13 protein-coding genes are annotated in these 16,750 nt (G+C 65.5%); 10 read left to right on the forward strand and 3 right to left on the reverse strand.

What is annotated here, in order from left to right:
- Positions 1-25: 25 nt before the first annotated feature.
- The 8 genes from ytfR to DFR48_RS11420 all read left to right on the forward strand — a co-directional run bounded on the left by ytfR (position 26) and on the right by DFR48_RS11420 (position 8,877).
- The gene (ytfR, locus tag DFR48_RS11385; RefSeq protein WP_114363255.1) at positions 26-1,549 is read left to right on the forward strand and encodes a galactofuranose ABC transporter, ATP-binding protein YtfR; all 1,524 of its coding nucleotides are present in this window, start codon (positions 26-28) and stop codon (positions 1,547-1,549) included.
- The gene (locus DFR48_RS11390) at positions 1,546-2,553 is read left to right on the forward strand and encodes an ABC transporter permease (protein ID WP_114363256.1); all 1,008 of its coding nucleotides are present in this window, start codon (positions 1,546-1,548) and stop codon (positions 2,551-2,553) included. Before ytfR ends, DFR48_RS11390 begins: the two co-directional genes overlap by 4 nt.
- Before the next feature lie 6 nt (positions 2,554-2,559).
- Complete coding sequence (yjfF, locus tag DFR48_RS11395; RefSeq protein WP_114363257.1) at positions 2,560-3,522, forward strand: galactofuranose ABC transporter, permease protein YjfF; 963 nt, start codon at positions 2,560-2,562, stop codon at positions 3,520-3,522.
- A gap of 33 nt (positions 3,523-3,555) precedes the next feature.
- Entirely contained in the window at positions 3,556-4,299 is a 744-nt protein-coding gene (locus DFR48_RS11400) for a FadR/GntR family transcriptional regulator (RefSeq protein WP_114363258.1), read from the forward strand.
- A gap of 85 nt (positions 4,300-4,384) precedes the next feature.
- Positions 4,385-5,746 carry a bifunctional UDP-N-acetylglucosamine diphosphorylase/glucosamine-1-phosphate N-acetyltransferase GlmU gene (gene glmU, locus DFR48_RS11405; protein WP_114363259.1) on the forward strand — a complete coding sequence of 454 codons (1,362 nt, stop codon included), beginning with the start codon at positions 4,385-4,387 and terminating at the stop codon, positions 5,744-5,746.
- A gap of 111 nt (positions 5,747-5,857) precedes the next feature.
- Entirely contained in the window at positions 5,858-7,684 is a 1,827-nt protein-coding gene (gene glmS, locus DFR48_RS11410; RefSeq protein ID WP_114363260.1) for a glutamine--fructose-6-phosphate transaminase (isomerizing), read from the forward strand.
- Positions 7,681-8,184 (forward strand): GNAT family N-acetyltransferase, encoded by a 504-nt coding sequence (locus DFR48_RS11415; RefSeq protein WP_114363261.1) that lies wholly within the window; start codon positions 7,681-7,683, stop codon positions 8,182-8,184. The genes glmS and DFR48_RS11415 overlap by 4 nt, the downstream gene beginning before the upstream one ends.
- Positions 8,185-8,193: 9 nt before the next feature.
- Positions 8,194-8,877 carry a DUF502 domain-containing protein gene (locus tag DFR48_RS11420; RefSeq protein WP_114363262.1) on the forward strand — a complete coding sequence of 228 codons (684 nt, stop codon included), beginning with the start codon at positions 8,194-8,196 and terminating at the stop codon, positions 8,875-8,877.
- A gap of 45 nt (positions 8,878-8,922) precedes the next feature.
- Here the strand turns inward: DFR48_RS11420 and recG are convergent, their stop codons facing one another.
- The gene (gene recG, locus DFR48_RS11425; protein WP_114363263.1) at positions 8,923-11,028 is read right to left on the reverse strand and encodes an ATP-dependent DNA helicase RecG; all 2,106 of its coding nucleotides are present in this window, start codon (positions 11,026-11,028) and stop codon (positions 8,923-8,925) included.
- Between the two features lie 98 nt (positions 11,029-11,126).
- Here recG and DFR48_RS11430 point away from each other — a divergent pair, with 98 nt between their 5' ends.
- Together DFR48_RS11430 and mfd are read left to right on the forward strand one after the other, a co-directional pair.
- A complete protein-coding gene (locus tag DFR48_RS11430; protein WP_114363264.1) occupies positions 11,127-11,444 on the forward strand; it encodes a succinate dehydrogenase assembly factor 2 in 318 nt (105 codons plus the stop codon).
- Complete coding sequence (mfd, locus tag DFR48_RS11435; protein WP_114363265.1) at positions 11,441-14,947, forward strand: transcription-repair coupling factor; 3,507 nt, start codon at positions 11,441-11,443, stop codon at positions 14,945-14,947. Before DFR48_RS11430 ends, mfd begins: the two co-directional genes overlap by 4 nt.
- Here mfd and DFR48_RS11440 read toward each other — a convergent pair.
- Complete coding sequence (locus DFR48_RS11440) at positions 14,938-15,888, reverse strand: DMT family transporter (RefSeq protein ID WP_114363266.1); 951 nt, start codon at positions 15,886-15,888, stop codon at positions 14,938-14,940. The genes mfd and DFR48_RS11440 overlap by 10 nt on opposite strands.
- A 58-nt stretch (positions 15,889-15,946) precedes the next feature.
- On the reverse strand, positions 15,947-16,618 hold the full coding sequence (locus tag DFR48_RS11445; protein WP_114363267.1) for a DsbA family oxidoreductase: 672 nt from the start codon (positions 16,616-16,618) through the stop codon (positions 15,947-15,949).
- Between the last annotated feature and the right edge of the window lie 132 nt (positions 16,619-16,750).

Here is a 16,750-nt window from a genome sequence, read left to right on the forward strand (position 1 = left end):
ATGTTTTCCTTGGACGGGAGCTGGGATGACCGACGACCAATCCATGATTCTCGCGGCCTCAGGGCTGTGCAAGTATTTTCCGGGAGCGATTGCGCTTGACCACGTCGATTTCGGGCTGAGGCGAGGGGAAATCCACGCGCTCCTCGGTGAGAACGGCGCGGGAAAGTCCACGCTCGTCAAATGCCTGACCGGCGCCTACCGGCGTGATGCCGGCCGTATCGTGCTCGACGGCGCGGAGATCGATCCACGCGACACGCATGCCGCCCAGAAGCTCGGCATCGGCACCGTCTACCAGGAAGTGAACCTGCTTGGTAACCTGTCGGTCGCCGAAAACCTCTTTCTCGGCCGCCAGCCGCGCCGTTTCGGCATCGTCGATCCGAAGCGGATGAATGCGGCGGCGGAAAGCCTCCTTTCCACCTACGGCATCGATATCGACGTGCGCGCGGAGCTTTCCCGCTACCCGGTGGCAATCCAGCAGGTGGTGGCGATCGCGCGTGCGGTCGACCTCTCCGGCAAGGTGCTGATCCTCGACGAGCCGACGGCGAGCCTCGACACCCGCGAAGTCGAGATGCTCTTCTCGATCATGCGGGATCTGAAGGCACGGGGCCTCGGGATCATCTTCATCACCCATTTCCTCGGCCAGGTCTACGAGGTTGCCGACCGTGTGACCGTTCTGCGCAACGGCTGTCTCGTCGGTAGCCGGGAAACAGCGACGCTCGATCGGCACTCGCTGATCTCGATGATGCTCGGCCGCGATCTGGAGGCCGTCGAGGCGTCGCCCCACCGCAAGTCGGCCGAAGACCGGCCCGTATGTTTCAAGTTTTCCGGCTACGGCAAGCGAGGGCACATCCAGCCCTTCGACCTTTCGCTCCGGCAGGGCGAGGTGGTCGGTATGGCCGGGCTCCTGGGTTCCGGCCGCACGGAGACGGCGACCACGCTCTTCGGGATCGCGCCCGCCGACAGTGGGTCGGCAGAGATCGACGGCAGGCCGGCCAGCATCGGCAACCCGCGTGACGCCGTCGCCCACGGCCTCGGTTTCTGTCCGGAAGACCGCAAGACCGACGGCATCATCGGCGATCTCTCCATTCGTGAGAACATCGCGCTGGCGCTGCAGGCGCGCCGTGGCTGGTGGCGTCCGATCCGGCTTGCCGAACAGATCGAGCTCGCCGACCGCTACATCGCCGCACTCGACGTGCGCACCACCGATCGTGAAAAGCCGATCCGCCAGCTCTCGGGCGGCAACCAGCAGAAGGTGATCCTCGCCCGCTGGCTCGCCACCAATCCGCGCTTCCTCATCCTCGACGAGCCGACGCGCGGCATCGATGTCGGTGCCCATGCCGAGATCATCCGGCTGATCGAGGAACTCTGCGACCAGGGGATGTCGCTCCTCGTGATCTCCTCGGAGCTCGAGGAGCTGCTCGCCTACAGTTCGCGCATCATCGTGGTGCGCGACCGTCGGCATGTGGCGGAGCTCGTGGGCGAGGAGATGACGACGGCCTCGATCGTCGATGCCATCGCCGCGCAGCATACGGAAGGAATGGAAGCATGAATGCGGCACTCCGCTCGCTCGGAATCAGGCTTGCGCCGCAGCTGATCGCGCTTCTTGTGATCCTGGCGCTGAATTTCATCGCCTTTCCGAGCTTCTTCGATATCGGTGTCCAGAACGGTCGCCTCTACGGCAGCCTGATCGACGTCCTCAACCGGGGTGCGCCGGTCGCGCTGCTCGCCGTCGGCATGACGCTGGTGATCGCCACGAAGGGCATCGACCTTTCGGTGGGCGCGGTGATCGCGATCAGCGGTGCCGTGGCGGCGACCGCCGTCGCCGACGGACAACCGCTCGTCGTCGCGCTTGCGCTCGCCATCGCCGTCGGCCTTCTCTGCGGCGTCTGGAACGGTCTGCTCGTCGCCGTTCTCGACATCCAGCCGATCATCGCGACACTGGTGCTGATGGTCGCGGGTCGCGGCATCGCGCAGCTCATCACCGAGGGGACGATCCTGACGTTCACCGACCAGTCCTTCGCCTTCATCGGTAGCGGGGCGCTCTTCCTCGTGCCGGTTCCGGTGGTGATCTGGGTGGCCTTTGCGCTCGCGATCGCGGCGCTGGTGCGGCGGAGCGCCCTCGGCATGCTGGTCGAGGCGGTCGGCATCAACCGCCGTGCCAGCACGATCGCCGGCGTGCGCACACCCGTGCTGCTCGTCGTGGTCTACATGCTGTGCAGCCTTGCGGCCGCGATCGCCGGCATCATCGTCGCGGCGGACATCCGCGGCGCGGACGCGAACAATGCCGGGCTATGGCTCGAACTCGACGCCATCCTGGCGGTCGTCGTCGGTGGCAACTCGCTGCTCGGCGGGCGTTTTTCCATCGCCGGCTCGATCCTCGGGGCGATGATCATCCAGGCGATCAACACCGGCATCCTGCTCTCGGGCTTCCCGCCGGAATTCAACCTCATCATCAAGGCTGCGATCATCGTCATCATTCTGGTGGTGCAGTCGCCGGCCGTGCAGTCCTTCGCCGCCGTCTGGCTCGGACGAACGACGCGCGCCGGGGAGTAGTCGGACATGAACTCGAGATATCTGCCCGTCCTCGCGACCGTCGTGATCTTCGTCGTCGCCTATGCCGTCTGCGCCCTGCAGTTCCCGGCCATGCTGTCCCTGCGCGTCGTGAGCAACCTGATCACCGACAACGCCTTTCTCGGCATCGCCGCCGTCGGCATGACCTTCGTGATCCTCGCCGGCGGCATAGATCTTTCCGTCGGCGCGGTGATCGGCTTTGCCGGCGTGTTCCTGGCTGTCCTCCTCAGAGACACCGGCGTGCATCCGCTGGCCGCCTTCGCCCTGCTGCTCGTCATCACTACGCTGTTCGGCGCGCTGATGGGGGCAGTCATCCACTATCTCGAAATGCCGGCTTTCATCGTCACGCTCGCCGGCATGTTCCTCGCCCGCGGCATGGCTTTCCTGCTCTCAATCGACAGCGTGCCGGTCGACCACGAATTCTACGCCCTTGTGCGCAAGAGCTTCTACAAGTTGCCGGGAGGCGGACGCCTGACACTGATCGGCGGTGCAATGCTGCTCGTCTTCGCGATCGGCATCTTCATCGCCCACCGCACGCGGTTCGGAGCGAACGTGTATGCGCTCGGGGGCGGCGTGCAGACGGCCCGTCTGATGGGGGTGCCCGTCGGGCGCACCACGATCCTCACCTATGCCTTCTCGGGCCTGCTCGCCGGCGCATCGGGGATCGTCTTCTCGCTCTATACCTCGGCCGGCTATCCGCTCTCGGCAGTCGGCGTCGAGCTCGACGCGATCGCGGCCGTGGTCATCGGCGGCACGCTGCTGACCGGTGGCACAGGCTTCGTCGCCGGGACCTTCGTCGGCATCCTGATCCAGGGACTGATCCAGACCTACATCACCTTCGACGGTACACTTTCGAGTTGGTGGACTAAAATCCTAATAGGCTTTCTGTTGTTTGCGTTTATCCTGTTGCAAAAGGGAATTCTTGGCCTGTCGCGAAAGGACAGCAGCTAGCCCGAACGAGGAGAATGTCGCTTGCCGAGTGAAATGCCTGATCCCATGGGGCTCGTCCGCCGAAAGCATACGAGCCACCGGCAAGTTGTCGAGGAAATCGGCAAGGCCATCGTGTCTGGCGGTTTTCCGGTCGGTAGCGTCCTTCCCGGCGATCCCGAGCTGGCGAAGCGCTTCCACGTCTCCCGGACGGTGCTGCGCGAGGCCATGAAGACGCTCGCCGCCAAGGGGCTCGTGGTTCCCAAGGCGCGAATCGGAACGAGAGTCACCGATCGCCAGTTCTGGAACATGTTCGACGGCGACATCCTGAGGTGGCATTTCGAGGCCGGCGTCAGCGAGGAATTCCTTCTCAATCTCTACGATATCCGCGAGGCGTTCGAACCGGCCGCCGCAGCGCTCGCGGCAGAGCGGGCGAGTTCCGACCAGATCACACTCCTGCGTCAACTGGCTGAAGCCCTCGGCAATCCGGATCACACGACCGAAAGTCTTGCTTTCGCAGACCTGCGCTTCCACCTTGCGCTGGCAACGGCGTCCCACAATCCTTTCATGCGGACGTTGGGGAGCCTGATCGAGGCGGCGCTTTTTGGCGTCTTCCGCATGTCGTCCGGCTCCCCCGACGGCCAGCGGGCCGCGGAAGTGCGTGCCTCGCACATGGCGATCGTCGACGCGATTGCCGCCCGTGACTGCACGGCCGCCCGCCAGACGATGGAGAAGGTGATCCGGATCGGCCGCGATCGCGCCCGCGCGACCTTCTCCGAAGAGGCTGCCGACCGACCCTGAGAGGCTTTCGATCCAGATGGTCTTGCGACCACCCCGGAGTAGGTCTAGGGATTGCGCAAACGAGTGCGTTTCTGGAGAAAATCACATGGCACGCAGCTGTCTCGCCGTCATCCTCGCCGCAGGCGACAGCACCCGCATGAAATCGTCGGTGTCGAAGGTGCTTCACCCGGTCGCCGGGCGGGCGATGATCGCGCATGTCACGGCTGCGGTCGCAAGGGCCGGGATCAGCGATGTCGCTCTGGTGGTCGGACGGGATGCCGACGCTGTCGAGAAGGCGGCCGCAGTCGACGGCCTTCGGGTCTCGTCGTTCCTGCAGAAGGAGCGGCTCGGAACGGCGCATGCGGTGCTCGCAGCGCGCGAGGCGATTGCGCGCGGCTATGACGACATCCTGGTCGCCTATGGCGACGTGCCGCTGATCACGGACGGGCCCTTCGCCGCCGCCCGCGCCGCCGTCGCCGAAGGCCACGACGTCGCCGTCATCGGGTTTCATACCGGGCAACCGACCGGCTACGGGCGCCTTCTCGTCAAGGACGGCGAACTGGTGGCGATTCGCGAGGAAAAGGACGCGAGCGACGCCGAGCGCGCGGTTACCTGGTGCAACAGCGGCCTGATGGCGATCGACGGGCGCAAGGCGCTGGCGTTGCTGGAGCGCATAGGCAACGACAACGCCAAACGGGAATTCTACCTGACGGACGTTGTCGAGATTGCCCGGTCGCTCGGGGGCAGGGCGGTAGCCGTCGATGCCTCGGAAGAGGAGCTCTCCGGCTGCAACAACCGCGCCGAGCTCGCCCATCTCGAGCGGCTCTGGCAGCAGCGCCGGCGCCACGAGATCATGCTCTCGGGCGTCACCATGATCGCGCCGGAAACAGTCTTCCTTTCCTACGACACCAAGATTGGCCAGGACGCGGTGATCGAACCGAACGTCGTCTTCGGTCCCGGCGTCACCGTAGAGGGCGGCGCCATCATCCACGCTTTCAGCCATCTCGAGGGGGCTCATGTCGCCTCGGGGGCGACCGTAGGCCCGTTCGCGCGGCTGCGGCCGGGTGCTCATCTCGCGGAGGGGGCGAAAGTCGGCAATTTCTGCGAGGTGAAGAAGGCGGAGATCGGCGCGGGCGCCAAGGTCAACCATCTGACCTATATCGGCGATGCCTTCGTCGGCGCGGGAAGCAATATCGGCGCCGGCACCATCACCTGCAACTACGACGGCGTGAACAAGTTCGAGACCCATATCGGGGCCGGTGCCTTCATCGGGTCGAACACCGCGCTCGTCGCGCCGGTTTCCGTCGGTGACGGTGCCTATGTCGGTTCCGGCAGTGTGATCACCGAAGATGTGCCCGCCGACGCGCTGGCACTCGGACGCGCCCGGCAGGTCGTCAAGCCGGAGAGGGCAAAGCAGATCCGCGAGCACAACCTCGCCATCAAGGCGGCGAGAAAGGCGAAGGGCTGATCGCGATAGCTTGCGTAACGCGGCGAAACCGAAAGTGACCGGAACGCCGATTGCGCAAAACTGGAAACTGGATAGGACTGGCTTCGCTGATGAAACCAGACGGAGAATCTTATGTGTGGCATTGTCGGAATTGTCGGTAACAAGCCGGTCGCGGACCGCCTCGTCGACGCCCTGAAGCGGCTGGAATACCGCGGCTACGATTCGGCCGGCGTCGCGACGATCGACAATGGCGTGATGGATCGCCGCCGCGCCGAAGGGAAGCTCTTCAATCTGGAGAGGCGGCTTGCGGACGAGCCCCTCGGCGGCAATATCGGCATCGCCCACACGCGCTGGGCGACCCACGGCGTTCCGAACGAAACCAATGCGCACCCGCACTTCGTCGAAGGCGTCGCGGTCGTCCACAACGGCATCATCGAGAACTTCGCCGAACTGCGCGAGGAGCTCGCCCGCGAAGGCGCGCATTTCACCACTCAGACCGATACCGAGATCGTCGCCCAGCTGATCGCAAAATACCGTCGCCAGGGCTACGACAACCGTGCGGCCATGCTCGCCATGCTGAACCACGTCACCGGCGCCTATGCACTGGTCGTGATGTTCGAGAACGATCCGGACACCATCATGGCCGCGCGGTCGGGACCGCCGCTCGCGATCGGCTTCGGCAAGGGTGAGATGTTCTTGGGCTCCGACGCGATTGCGCTGGCGCCATTCACCAACGACATCGTCTACATGGTCGACGGCGATTGCGCGGTCATCCACCACGACGGCGCGGAGATCACCGACTTTTCCGGCAAGCCCGTCGAGCGCCCGCACCAGATTTCCCAGGCGAGCGCCTTCCTCGTCGACAAGGGCAATCACCGCCACTTCATGGAGAAGGAAATCCACGAACAGCCGGAAGTGATCTCTCATGCGCTGTCGAACTACATCGATTTCCACAGTCAGAAGGTCCATCTCGATGAGATGGCGATCGATTTCGCCAAGGTGTCGCGCCTTGCCGTTTCCGCCTGCGGAACGGCTTATCTCTCGGGCCTCGTCGGTAAGTACTGGTTCGAACGCTATGCGCGGCTGCCGGTCGAAATCGACGTCGCTTCGGAATTCCGCTACCGCGAGATGCCGTTGTCGAACGATCAGGCCGCACTCTTCATCTCGCAGTCCGGTGAAACCGCCGACACGCTCGCCTCGCTGCGCTACTGCAAGGAGCAGGGCCTGAAGATCGGCGGCATCGTCAACGTCAAGGAATCGACGATCGCGCGCGAGTCGGACGGCATCTATCCGATCCTCGCCGGCCCCGAGATCGGCGTCGCCTCCACCAAGGCCTTCACCTGCCAGCTCGCTGTGCTGGCGTCGCTCGCAATCGGCGCGGGCCGCATGCGCGGCACGCTGACCGAGGCGGAAGAAAAGCAGATGGTGCGCAGCCTGTCGGAACTGCCGCGCATCATGAGCCGCGTGCTCAACGACATTCAGCCGCAGATGGAAAGCCTGGCGCGCGAGCTGTCGAAGTTCCACCACGTACTCTATCTCGGCCGCGGCACCAGCTATCCGATGGCGCTCGAAGGCGCGCTGAAGCTCAAGGAAATCTCCTACATCCACGCCGAGGGCTATGCCGCCGGCGAGCTGAAGCACGGACCGATCGCGCTCATCGACGAGAACATGCCGGTCATCGTGATTGCGCCGCACGACCGCTTCTTCGAGAAGACGGTGTCCAACATGCAGGAGGTCGCCGCCCGCGGCGGCCGGATCATCTTCATCACCGACGAAAAGGGGGCCGCAGCCTCTACGTTGCCGACGATGGCGACGATCGTACTGCCGAACGTCGCCGAGCTCATCGCGCCGATGGTCTTCGCCCTGCCGGTCCAGTTGCTCGCCTATCACACGGCAGTGTTCATGGGCACCGACGTCGACCAGCCGCGCAACCTCGCGAAGTCGGTGACCGTCGAGTGATGCTGCGCCCGGAGCGGCAAGGTGACGAAGCCGCCATCGGCGCCGTCACCGCCGCGGCGTTCGAGGGGCATCCGCACAGCGACGGCAGCGAGCCGAAGATCATCGAAAGGCTGCGGGCGGCGGGCGTCCTGACGCTCTCGCTGGTCGCCGAGCAGCAGGGCGAGGTGGTCGGTCACGTCGCCTTCTCACCGGTCACCTTTTCAGGCGGCGAGCCGCGCTGGTTCGCGCTCGGCCCCATTTCCGTCCGGCCGGACCGGCAAGGGCAGGGGATCGGCAGCCGCCTCGTGCGCGAGGGCCTTCGACGCCTCGGCAACGGCGGCGCGAGAGGTTGCGTCCTCGTCGGGGAGCCGGCCTACTACCGGCGCTTCGGATTCAGCACCGAGCATGATCTCTCGACCCCCGGTATTCCTCGCGAGTATTTGCTCGCTTTGCCCTTGAACGGTCCGGTGCCATCCGGCATTGTCGCCTTCCACCCCGGTTTCTTTGGCGATGCAGCATAGCGGCAAGCGATGAACGATCTCCCCGAAAGGACGTCCCTGGCGACGCGGCTGAGAAACAATTTCCTCGCCGGCCTAATCATCTGCGCGCCGGTGGCGATCACGATCTGGCTCACATGGTCCTTCATCCGCTGGGCCGACAGCTGGGTGAAGCCCTACATTCCGAGCCGGATCGACCCCGAGAGCTACCTGAAATTCGCAGTTCCGGGCTTCGGCCTGCTGATCGCCGTCGTCTCGATCACCTTGATCGGCTTCCTGGGGAAGAATCTGATCGGGCGCTCTGTCGTCGATTTCTCCGAGCGCGTCCTCCACCGCATGCCGCTGGTGCGCACGCTTTACAAAAGCCTGAAGCAGATCTTCGAATCGGTGCTCAAGGACCAGTCGTCGTCCTTCAAGCGGGTCGGCCTCATCGAGTTCCCGAGCCCCGGCACGTGGGCAGTGGTCTTCATCGCCACCGATGTCCGCGGAGAGATCGCCGCCCGGCTCAACGAGGACGGCCGCGAGATGGTCGCCGTCTTCCTGCCGCCGACGCCGGTGCCGACCGCGGGCTTCCTGATGTTCGTGCCGCGTGACCGCATCAAGCTGCTCGACATGACACCCGAGGAAGCGGCGAAGCTCCTGATCTCCGGCGGCCTCGTCATGCCGGACTACAAGCCGCGCAGCATGGAAACCGTCTTTCCGGTCTGGAAGCCCTGAAATAGCCGAGAATTAGCCGGCTAAGGACAATTCCCCCGGTTGCTCTCACCCGGCTCTGAGGAAGCGGATCGCCTCGTCGCGGCGGAAGAGATAGAGCAGAATACGGAGCGCGCGCCCGCGTTCTGAAACCAGGTCCGCATCCTTCTCCAGAATGTAGGCGGCGTCCTTGTGGGCGGTTTCAAGCAGGTCGCCGTGATGTTCGAGACTTGCGAACCGGAAACCCGGTGTTCCTGATTGCCGCGTGCCGAGGAGTTCGCCTTCGCCGCGCAGCTTCAGATCCTCCTCCGCGATGAGGAAACCGTCCTCGCTCTCGCGCAGGATCGAAAGCCGCGCATGGCCCGTCTCTCCGAGCGGGGCCTTGTAGAGGAGAATACAGCTCGAGGCCTCCGCGCCGCGCCCGACCCGGCCGCGCAACTGGTGGAGCTGGGCGAGCCCGAACCGCTCCGCATGCTCGATCACCATGATCGTCGCGTCCGGCACATCGACGCCGACCTCGACCACCGTCGTCGCGACCAGAACGCGGGTTTCGCCGTTCTTGAATGCCATCATGGCCGCATCCTTCTCGGGTCCGCTCATGCGGCCATGGACGAGCCCGACATCCGCCCCGAGCGCCTGCGTCAGGATCGCGTGGCGCTCCTCCGCCGACATCAGCTCCGTCACGTCCGATTCCTCGACGAGCGGGCAGATCCAGTAGGCCTTCTTGCCCTCGCGGACGGCGCTCCGGAGGCGATCGATGATCTCGTTGGTTCGCTCGGAAGGGACGGTCACCGTCTGGATCGGCTTGCGGCCCGCGGGCTTTTCCGTGAGCTTGGAGACGTCGAGGTCGCCGAAGGCAGCGAGAACGAGCGTGCGTGGAATGGGGGTCGCCGTCATCACCAGCATGTGGGGCGAGACTCCCTTGGCGGTGAGCCGCAGCCGCTGGTGCACGCCGAACCGGTGCTGCTCGTCGACGACGGCGAGCTGCAGGTTGCGATAGCTCACCGTGTCCTGGAAGAGGGCGTGCGTGCCGATGATGATCTGTGCCTCGCCGCTCGCGATCTTCTCGAGGATCGCCTCGCGTTCGCGGCCCTTGGTGCGGCCGGTCAGCACGACCACCGACATGCCGGCCGCCTCGGCGAGCCGGGAAATGGTCGCGTGGTGCTGCCTTGCCAGAATTTCGGTCGGTGCCATCAGCACCGCCTGGCCGCCGCTCTCGATTGCCGCCGTCATCGCAAGCAGTGCCACCAGCGTCTTGCCGGCGCCGACATCCCCCTGCAAGAGACGCAGCATGCGGGTCTGTCCCGCCATGTCCTTCAGGATGTCGGCGACCGCCTGTTGCTGGCCGGCGGTCAGTGAGAAGGGCAGGGCCGCGAGGACCTTGTGGCTGATCGCCCCCGTCGCGTGGACGGGCGAGCCCGCCACCCGCCGCAACCTCTGCCGCACCAGCGCCAGCGACACCTGGCCGGCGAGAAATTCGTCATAGGCAAGCCGTCGCCGCGCCGGCGCCTGTGGCTCGACATCGGCGGTATCGCGCGGATTGTGGAGCCTGAGAATGCTCGCCTTGGGCGGCTCGAAACCCTGCCTCTGGACAAGCGGCGGGTCGATCCATTCGGGGAGCTCGGGAACGCGTTCCAGCGCGCCCTCTATCGCCTTGCGCAATACTTTCGGCGACAGCCCGGCGGTCAGCGGATAGACCGGTTCGACGCGCGGCAGGCTGTCCGCCTCGCTCGCTTTCACCACGTAATCGGGGTGGACCATCGAGGGGCGGCCGTTGAACCAGTCGACCTTGCCTGAGACCATCACGGTCTCGTCGACCGGAAACGTCTTTTCGAGCCACGGCCCCTTGGCATGGAAGAAGGTCAGCGCCAGCTCGCCGGTGTCGTCGTGCAGGAAGACGCGGTAAGGCACGCTCCTGTTGCCGCGCGGCGGCGGCTGGTGTCGGTCGACGCGGCCGGTGACGGTCACGATCGCGCCTTGCGGGGCGAGCGCGATGCCGGGCTGGTAGCGCCGGTCGATCAGCCGGTGCGGCGCCAGCATCAGCAGGTCGATCACCCGGCAGTCGTCCGCGTCGTCGCGCCCGAGCAACGTGGCGATCAGGCCGGCGAGCTTCGGCCCGACGCCTGGGAGCGAAGCGACGGGGGCGAACAGGGGATCGAGCAGGGCGGGGCGCATGGTGGCTGCCAAAATGCGACGATAATTACGTGCTTGGCAAGGCTGACAATCCACATCCCAGGGGCTATAGAGGCGCATCAACAGGAAGGGATGCCGAAATGACAGGATTGACCCGCACCAGCGCCGATCTCGACCCGCGCCGTCGGCGCATCCTTTTCCGTTGCTGGCACCGCGGCATCCGCGAAATGGATCTCGTCCTCGGCCAGTTCGCCGAACAGGCGATCGCGGATCTCTCCGACGCCGAGCTCGACGAACTCGAACGCATCATGGCCGAAGAGGACAACGACCTCGTGAAATGGATCACGGGTGCAGAAGCGACACCCGAGCGCCATCGGACACCGCTCTTCGAGCGCATCGCGACCTGTCGTCCGGACTTCTCGCCGGTCACCATGGAATCCACCGGAAAGGCCGAATGATCTCTCTCTTCGATGCCAAGACGATCGCGCGGGCCGAAACCGCACTGACGCTTTCGAGCGTGCCGGACGGCATGGACGCCTTCCTGATCGCCGAACTCGCGCGTCAGGGCCGCCCCGTCGCCTACGTGCTCTCCGACGGCCAGAAGCTCGCGGACATCGAGCAGGTGCTCTCCTTCGCTGCGCCGGAAATCCCGGTGCTGACCCTGCCGGCCTGGGACTGCCTTCCCTATGACCGCGTTTCGCCGAGCGCCGATGTCTCCGCCCGCCGCCTGACCGCGCTCGGCGGCCTGATCGCCCACCGCCGCAAGCCGCATCCCGGCGTCGTCCTCGTGACGGTCAACGCGATGCTGCAGCGGGTCGCCCCGGCCGACGTCATCGAGAGCCTGGCCTTTTCCGCCCGCCCGGGCAACCAGATCCGCATGGACGATGTCGCCTCGCGCCTCGAACGCAATGGCTTCGAGCGCGTCGCGACCGTCCGCGAGGTCGGCGAATTCGCCGTCCGCGGCGGCATCCTCGACGTCTTCGTGCCCGGCGCGGAAGAGCCGGTTCGCCTCGATTTCTTCGGCGACACGCTGGAATCGATCCGCTATTTCGATCCGGCGAGCCAGCGCACGACGGGGCAGGCCCGCTCCCTTGATCTCAATCCGATGAGCGAGGTGACGCTCACGCCGGAGAGCATCGCCCGCTTCCGCAAGAACTATCTCTCGCTGTTCGGGGCCGCCACCCGCGACGACGCGCTTTATGCCGCCGTCTCGGAGGGGCGACGCTATGCCGGCCTCGAGCACTGGCTGCCGCTCTTCCACGATCATCTGGAGACGGTCTTCGACTATCTCGAAGGCTTCCTCGTCGTCACCGACCACACCGTCCGCGAGGCCGCCGAGGAACGGGCAAAGCAGATCCTGGACTATTACGAGGCGCGTCACCACGCGGGCGATGCCGGCAAAGGGCATCTCTCACAGGGCACGCCCTACAAGCCCGTGCCGCCCGAGCGCCTCTATCTCACTGCGGCGCAGTTCGTGAAGGCGCTCGACACCGTGGCGCCGATCCGTCTCACGCCCTTCGCCGAGCATGAGGGGGAAACGCGGAAGGTGGTGGAAATCGCCGCCCGCCCGAGCCCGCGCTGGGCGAAGACCGCCATCGACACCGCCGAGGGCAATCGCGTCAACGTCTTCGACCAGGCGGTCCGCTACATCGCCGACAAGCGCGCCTCCGGCGCCAAGGTGCTCGTCGCCGGCTGGTCTGACGGTTCGCTCGACCGCCTCTGTCAGGTGCTTGCCGAGCACGGGCTCGAAAAGCTGGTGCCGCTCAAGTCGCTGAAGGACGTCGACACGCTGAAGAAGGGCGAGGGCGGTGCCGCCGTCCTCAGTCTCGAAGGCGGGTTCGAAGCGGGCGATCTCGTCATCGTCGGCGAACAGGACATTCTCGGCGACCGCATGGTGCGCCGCTCCAAGCGCCGCAAGCGCGCCGCCGATTTCATCTCCGAGGTCGCAGGGCTGGACGAAGGGTCGATCGTCGTCCACGCCGAACACGGCATCGGCCGTTTCGTCGGCCTGCGGACCATCGAGGCCGCCGGCGCGCCGCATGCCTGCCTCGAACTCCTCTACGCCGACGACGCAAAGCTCTTCCTGCCGGTCGAGAACATCGATCTCCTGTCGCGCTATGGTTCCGAAGGCAGCGATGCCCAGCTCGACCGCCTCGGCGGCGGCGCCTGGCAGATGCGCAAGGCGAAGCTCAAGCGCCGCCTGCTCGACATGGCCGACGGCCTGATCCGCATCGCCGCGGAACGGCTGACGCGGTCCGCGCCGGTGCTCGCCACCCAGGAAGGCCTCTACGACGAATTCGCCGCCCGCTTCCCCTATGACGAGACCGAGGACCAGATGAACGCCATCGAGGCGGTGCGCGGCGATCTCGGCGCCGGCCGTCCGATGGATCGCCTCGTCTGCGGCGACGTCGGCTTCGGCAAGACGGAAGTGGCGCTCAGAGCCGCCTTCACCGCTGCGATGAACGGCGTGCAGGTCGCGGTCGTCGTGCCGACCACGCTTCTCGCCCGCCAGCATTTCAAAACCTTTTCCGAGCGCTTCCGTGGCCTGCCGATCCGCGTGCAGCAGGCCTCCCGCCTCGTCGGCACCAAGGAGCTCAACCTCGTCAAGAAGGAAGTGGCGGACGGCAAGACCGACATCGTCGTCGGCACCCATGCGCTTCTCGGCTCCGGCATCAAGTTCGCCAATCTCGGCCTCCTCATCATCGACGAGGAGCAGCACTTCGGCGTCAAGCACAAGGAACGGCTGAAGGAGCTGAAATCGGATGTCCACGTCCTGACGCTGTCGGCGACGCCGATCCCGCGCACGCTCCAGCTTGCGATGACAGGCGTTCGCGAACTTTCGTTGATCACCACGCCGCCCGTCGACCGCATGGCGGTCCGGACCTTCGTCTCGCCCTTCGATCCGCTGGTGATCCGCGAGACGCTGATGCGTGAGCACTATCGCGGCGGCCAGAGCTTCTATGTCTGCCCGCGGCTTTCCGATCTCGCCGACGTGCAGGCCTTCCTGCAGTCCGACGTGCCGGAGCTGAAGGTCGCTGTCGCGCACGGCCAGATGGCGGCCGGCGAGCTGGAAGACATCATGAACGCCTTCTACGACGGCCGCTACGACGTGCTGCTCTCGACCACCATCGTCGAATCGGGCCTCGACGTGCCGACCGCCAACACGCTGGTCGTCCACCGCGCCGACATGTTCGGCCTCGCCCAGCTCTACCAGCTGCGCGGCCGTGTCGGACGCTCGAAGGTCCGCGCCTTCGCGCTGCTGACCCTGCCGGTCAACAAGGTGCTCACTTCCTCGGCCGAGCGCCGCCTGAAGGTCCTGCAGTCGCTCGACACGCTCGGCGCCGGCTTCCAGCTCGCGAGCCACGACCTCGATATCCGCGGTGCCGGCAACCTGCTCGGCGAGGAGCAGTCCGGCCACATCAAGGAAGTCGGCTTCGAGCTCTACCAGCACATGCTGGAAGAGGCGGTCGCCGAGGTGAAGGGCGTGGACGTTGTCGAGGATACCGGCTGGTCGCCGCAGATTTCCGTCGGCACCTCGGTGATGATCCCCGACGACTACGTGCCGGATTTGCATCTGCGCCTCGGCCTCTATCGCCGCCTCGGCGAACTGACCGAACTCGGCGAGATCGACGCCTTCGGCGCGGAGATGATCGACCGCTTCGGCCCGATGCCGGCGGAAGTCCAGAGCCTGTTGAAGATCGTCTACATCAAGGCGCTCTGCCGCAAGGCGAACGTCGAGAAGCTCGAGGCCGGGCCGAAGGGCGTCGTCGTCCAGTTCCGCAACAAGGAATTCCCGAATCCGGCGGCACTCGTCGGCTACATCGCCAAACAGGGCACGATGGCGAAGATCCGCCCCGACCAGAGCGTTTTCCTCACCCGCGATCTGCCGACCCCCGAAAAGCGGCTCGCCGGCGCGGCGATGGTCATGACCCAGATGGCCGAGTTGGCGCGTCAGCCCTGACGGTCGACTTCGGCCGGCGTTTCAGGCTCAGCCGAAAGCGCCGCCTGCGGCGCCGCGGCAAGCGAGGGCGGCAGCGGCACGCCGCGCTGGCGCTCGCGGATCACGGTCAGCAGTCCCGAGCCGACGATGAGCACAATGCCGGCGAACATCGGCAGGTCCAGATGGTCGCCGAAGAGCACATAGCCGAAGAGCACCGCCCAGATCATCTGGCTGTACTGGATCGGCCCGACGACCGCCGCCGAGGCATAAAAGGAGGCGACCATAAGCAGGACGTTGCCGACGGTCGCGAGGATGCCGAACGACGCCAGCAGCGAAAAATCTTGGACCGTCGGCCAGACGAAACCGGGCGCCATCAGCGCCCCGGAAATCAGCAGGCTGCCGAGAAAGCCGGCGCCATAGAGCGACACGCTCTTTTCCGCCGGACCCACTGCCCGGTAGATGACGATGGAAACGGCGCCGGTGAAGCCGGAGACGAGCGCCGTCAGATGCCCGAACGACAGTTCCCGGAAACCCGGCCGCAGGACGACGAGCACGCCGACAAAGCCGATGACGACGGCCGACCAGCGCCGCGCGCCCACCTTCTCCTTGAGGAAGATCACCGACAGGATGGTCGCGAAGGACGGCAGCAGGAAGATCAGGCTGAACGCCTCCGCCATGCTGAGCTCGGTGAAGGCGATGATGCTGCCGACGGTGCCGATCGCGGAACAGACGAATCGCAGGAGCCAGAGCGGCCGGTTGGTCGTGCGCACGAGGTCGGACCAGAGGTCGCCCCGCTTCAGCAGGAACGGGACCGCGATAAGGCCGAAACAGGAGCCGAAGAAGGCCGCTTCGAGCGGCGGCACGCGGCCGTCGATAAGCTTCACCGAAGCGTCGCTGATGGCATAGGCGACAAAGCAGACGAAGGCGATCAGGACGCCTTTGAGGGTGGTGTCTTGGGACAAGGGGGATCTTCCGGGGAGAGATGCGACGCTCTCTGGATAGGTCCCTTCCTGACCGGCGTCAATTCAGTTTTCGCTGATCTTCGGCCTTGAGGCGCGCAATGTCCCGGAGCGCATTGGCGAGGACCTCCGGCGTCTGCGCACCGCTGACGGCATATTTCTGGTCGAAGATGAAGAAGGGAACGCCGTTCACGCCCATCTGCTGGACGGCATCGATTTCGGAAAGCACATGCGCCTTGTCGGCATCACCCTCGAGCAGAGTCGAAATCACCGCGCGGTCGAGCCCCGCCTTCTCGGCGATGTCGAGCAGGACGGCCCTGTCACCGACATTGCGGCCTTCCTCGAAATTCGCCTTGAACAGCGCGGAAACGACGCGCTGTTGAGCCTCGCGGTCCTCCGTGCCGGCCCAGTGAATCAGCCGGTGGGCGTCGAGCGTGTTCGGGCCGATCCTGATCGCATCGAAGTCGAAGGCGATTCCGACCTCGCGGCCCAATTCCTTCAACTGCTCGTGGGCGCGGTCCATGTTCTCCTTGCCGCCGAGCTTGCGGGCGAGTTCAACCTGCTGGTCGACGCCTTCCGGCGGATAGTCGGGATTGAGACGGTAGGGACGCCAGTTCACATCGACGGAGATCTCGTCCTGCACCTCGGCGATCGCGAGGTCGAGACGCGCCTTGCCGAGGAAGCACCAGGGGCAGACGACGTCCGAGACGATGTCGATGGTGATGCGCTGCATGGGGCGTCCTTTCAGTGATCTTGGGCGGCGGAAAGCATCTGTTTCCGCCACTTAGGGCCAAGGGCCGCGCACTTCAAGGCGTTACCTTTTGGGAACCACCCCTGAAACGCGACCAGAAAGGGTGAGGGCGCG

The sequence above is a fragment of the Ciceribacter lividus genome (genome assembly GCF_003337715.1).
Lineage (GTDB): Bacteria > Pseudomonadota > Alphaproteobacteria > Rhizobiales > Rhizobiaceae > Allorhizobium > Allorhizobium lividum.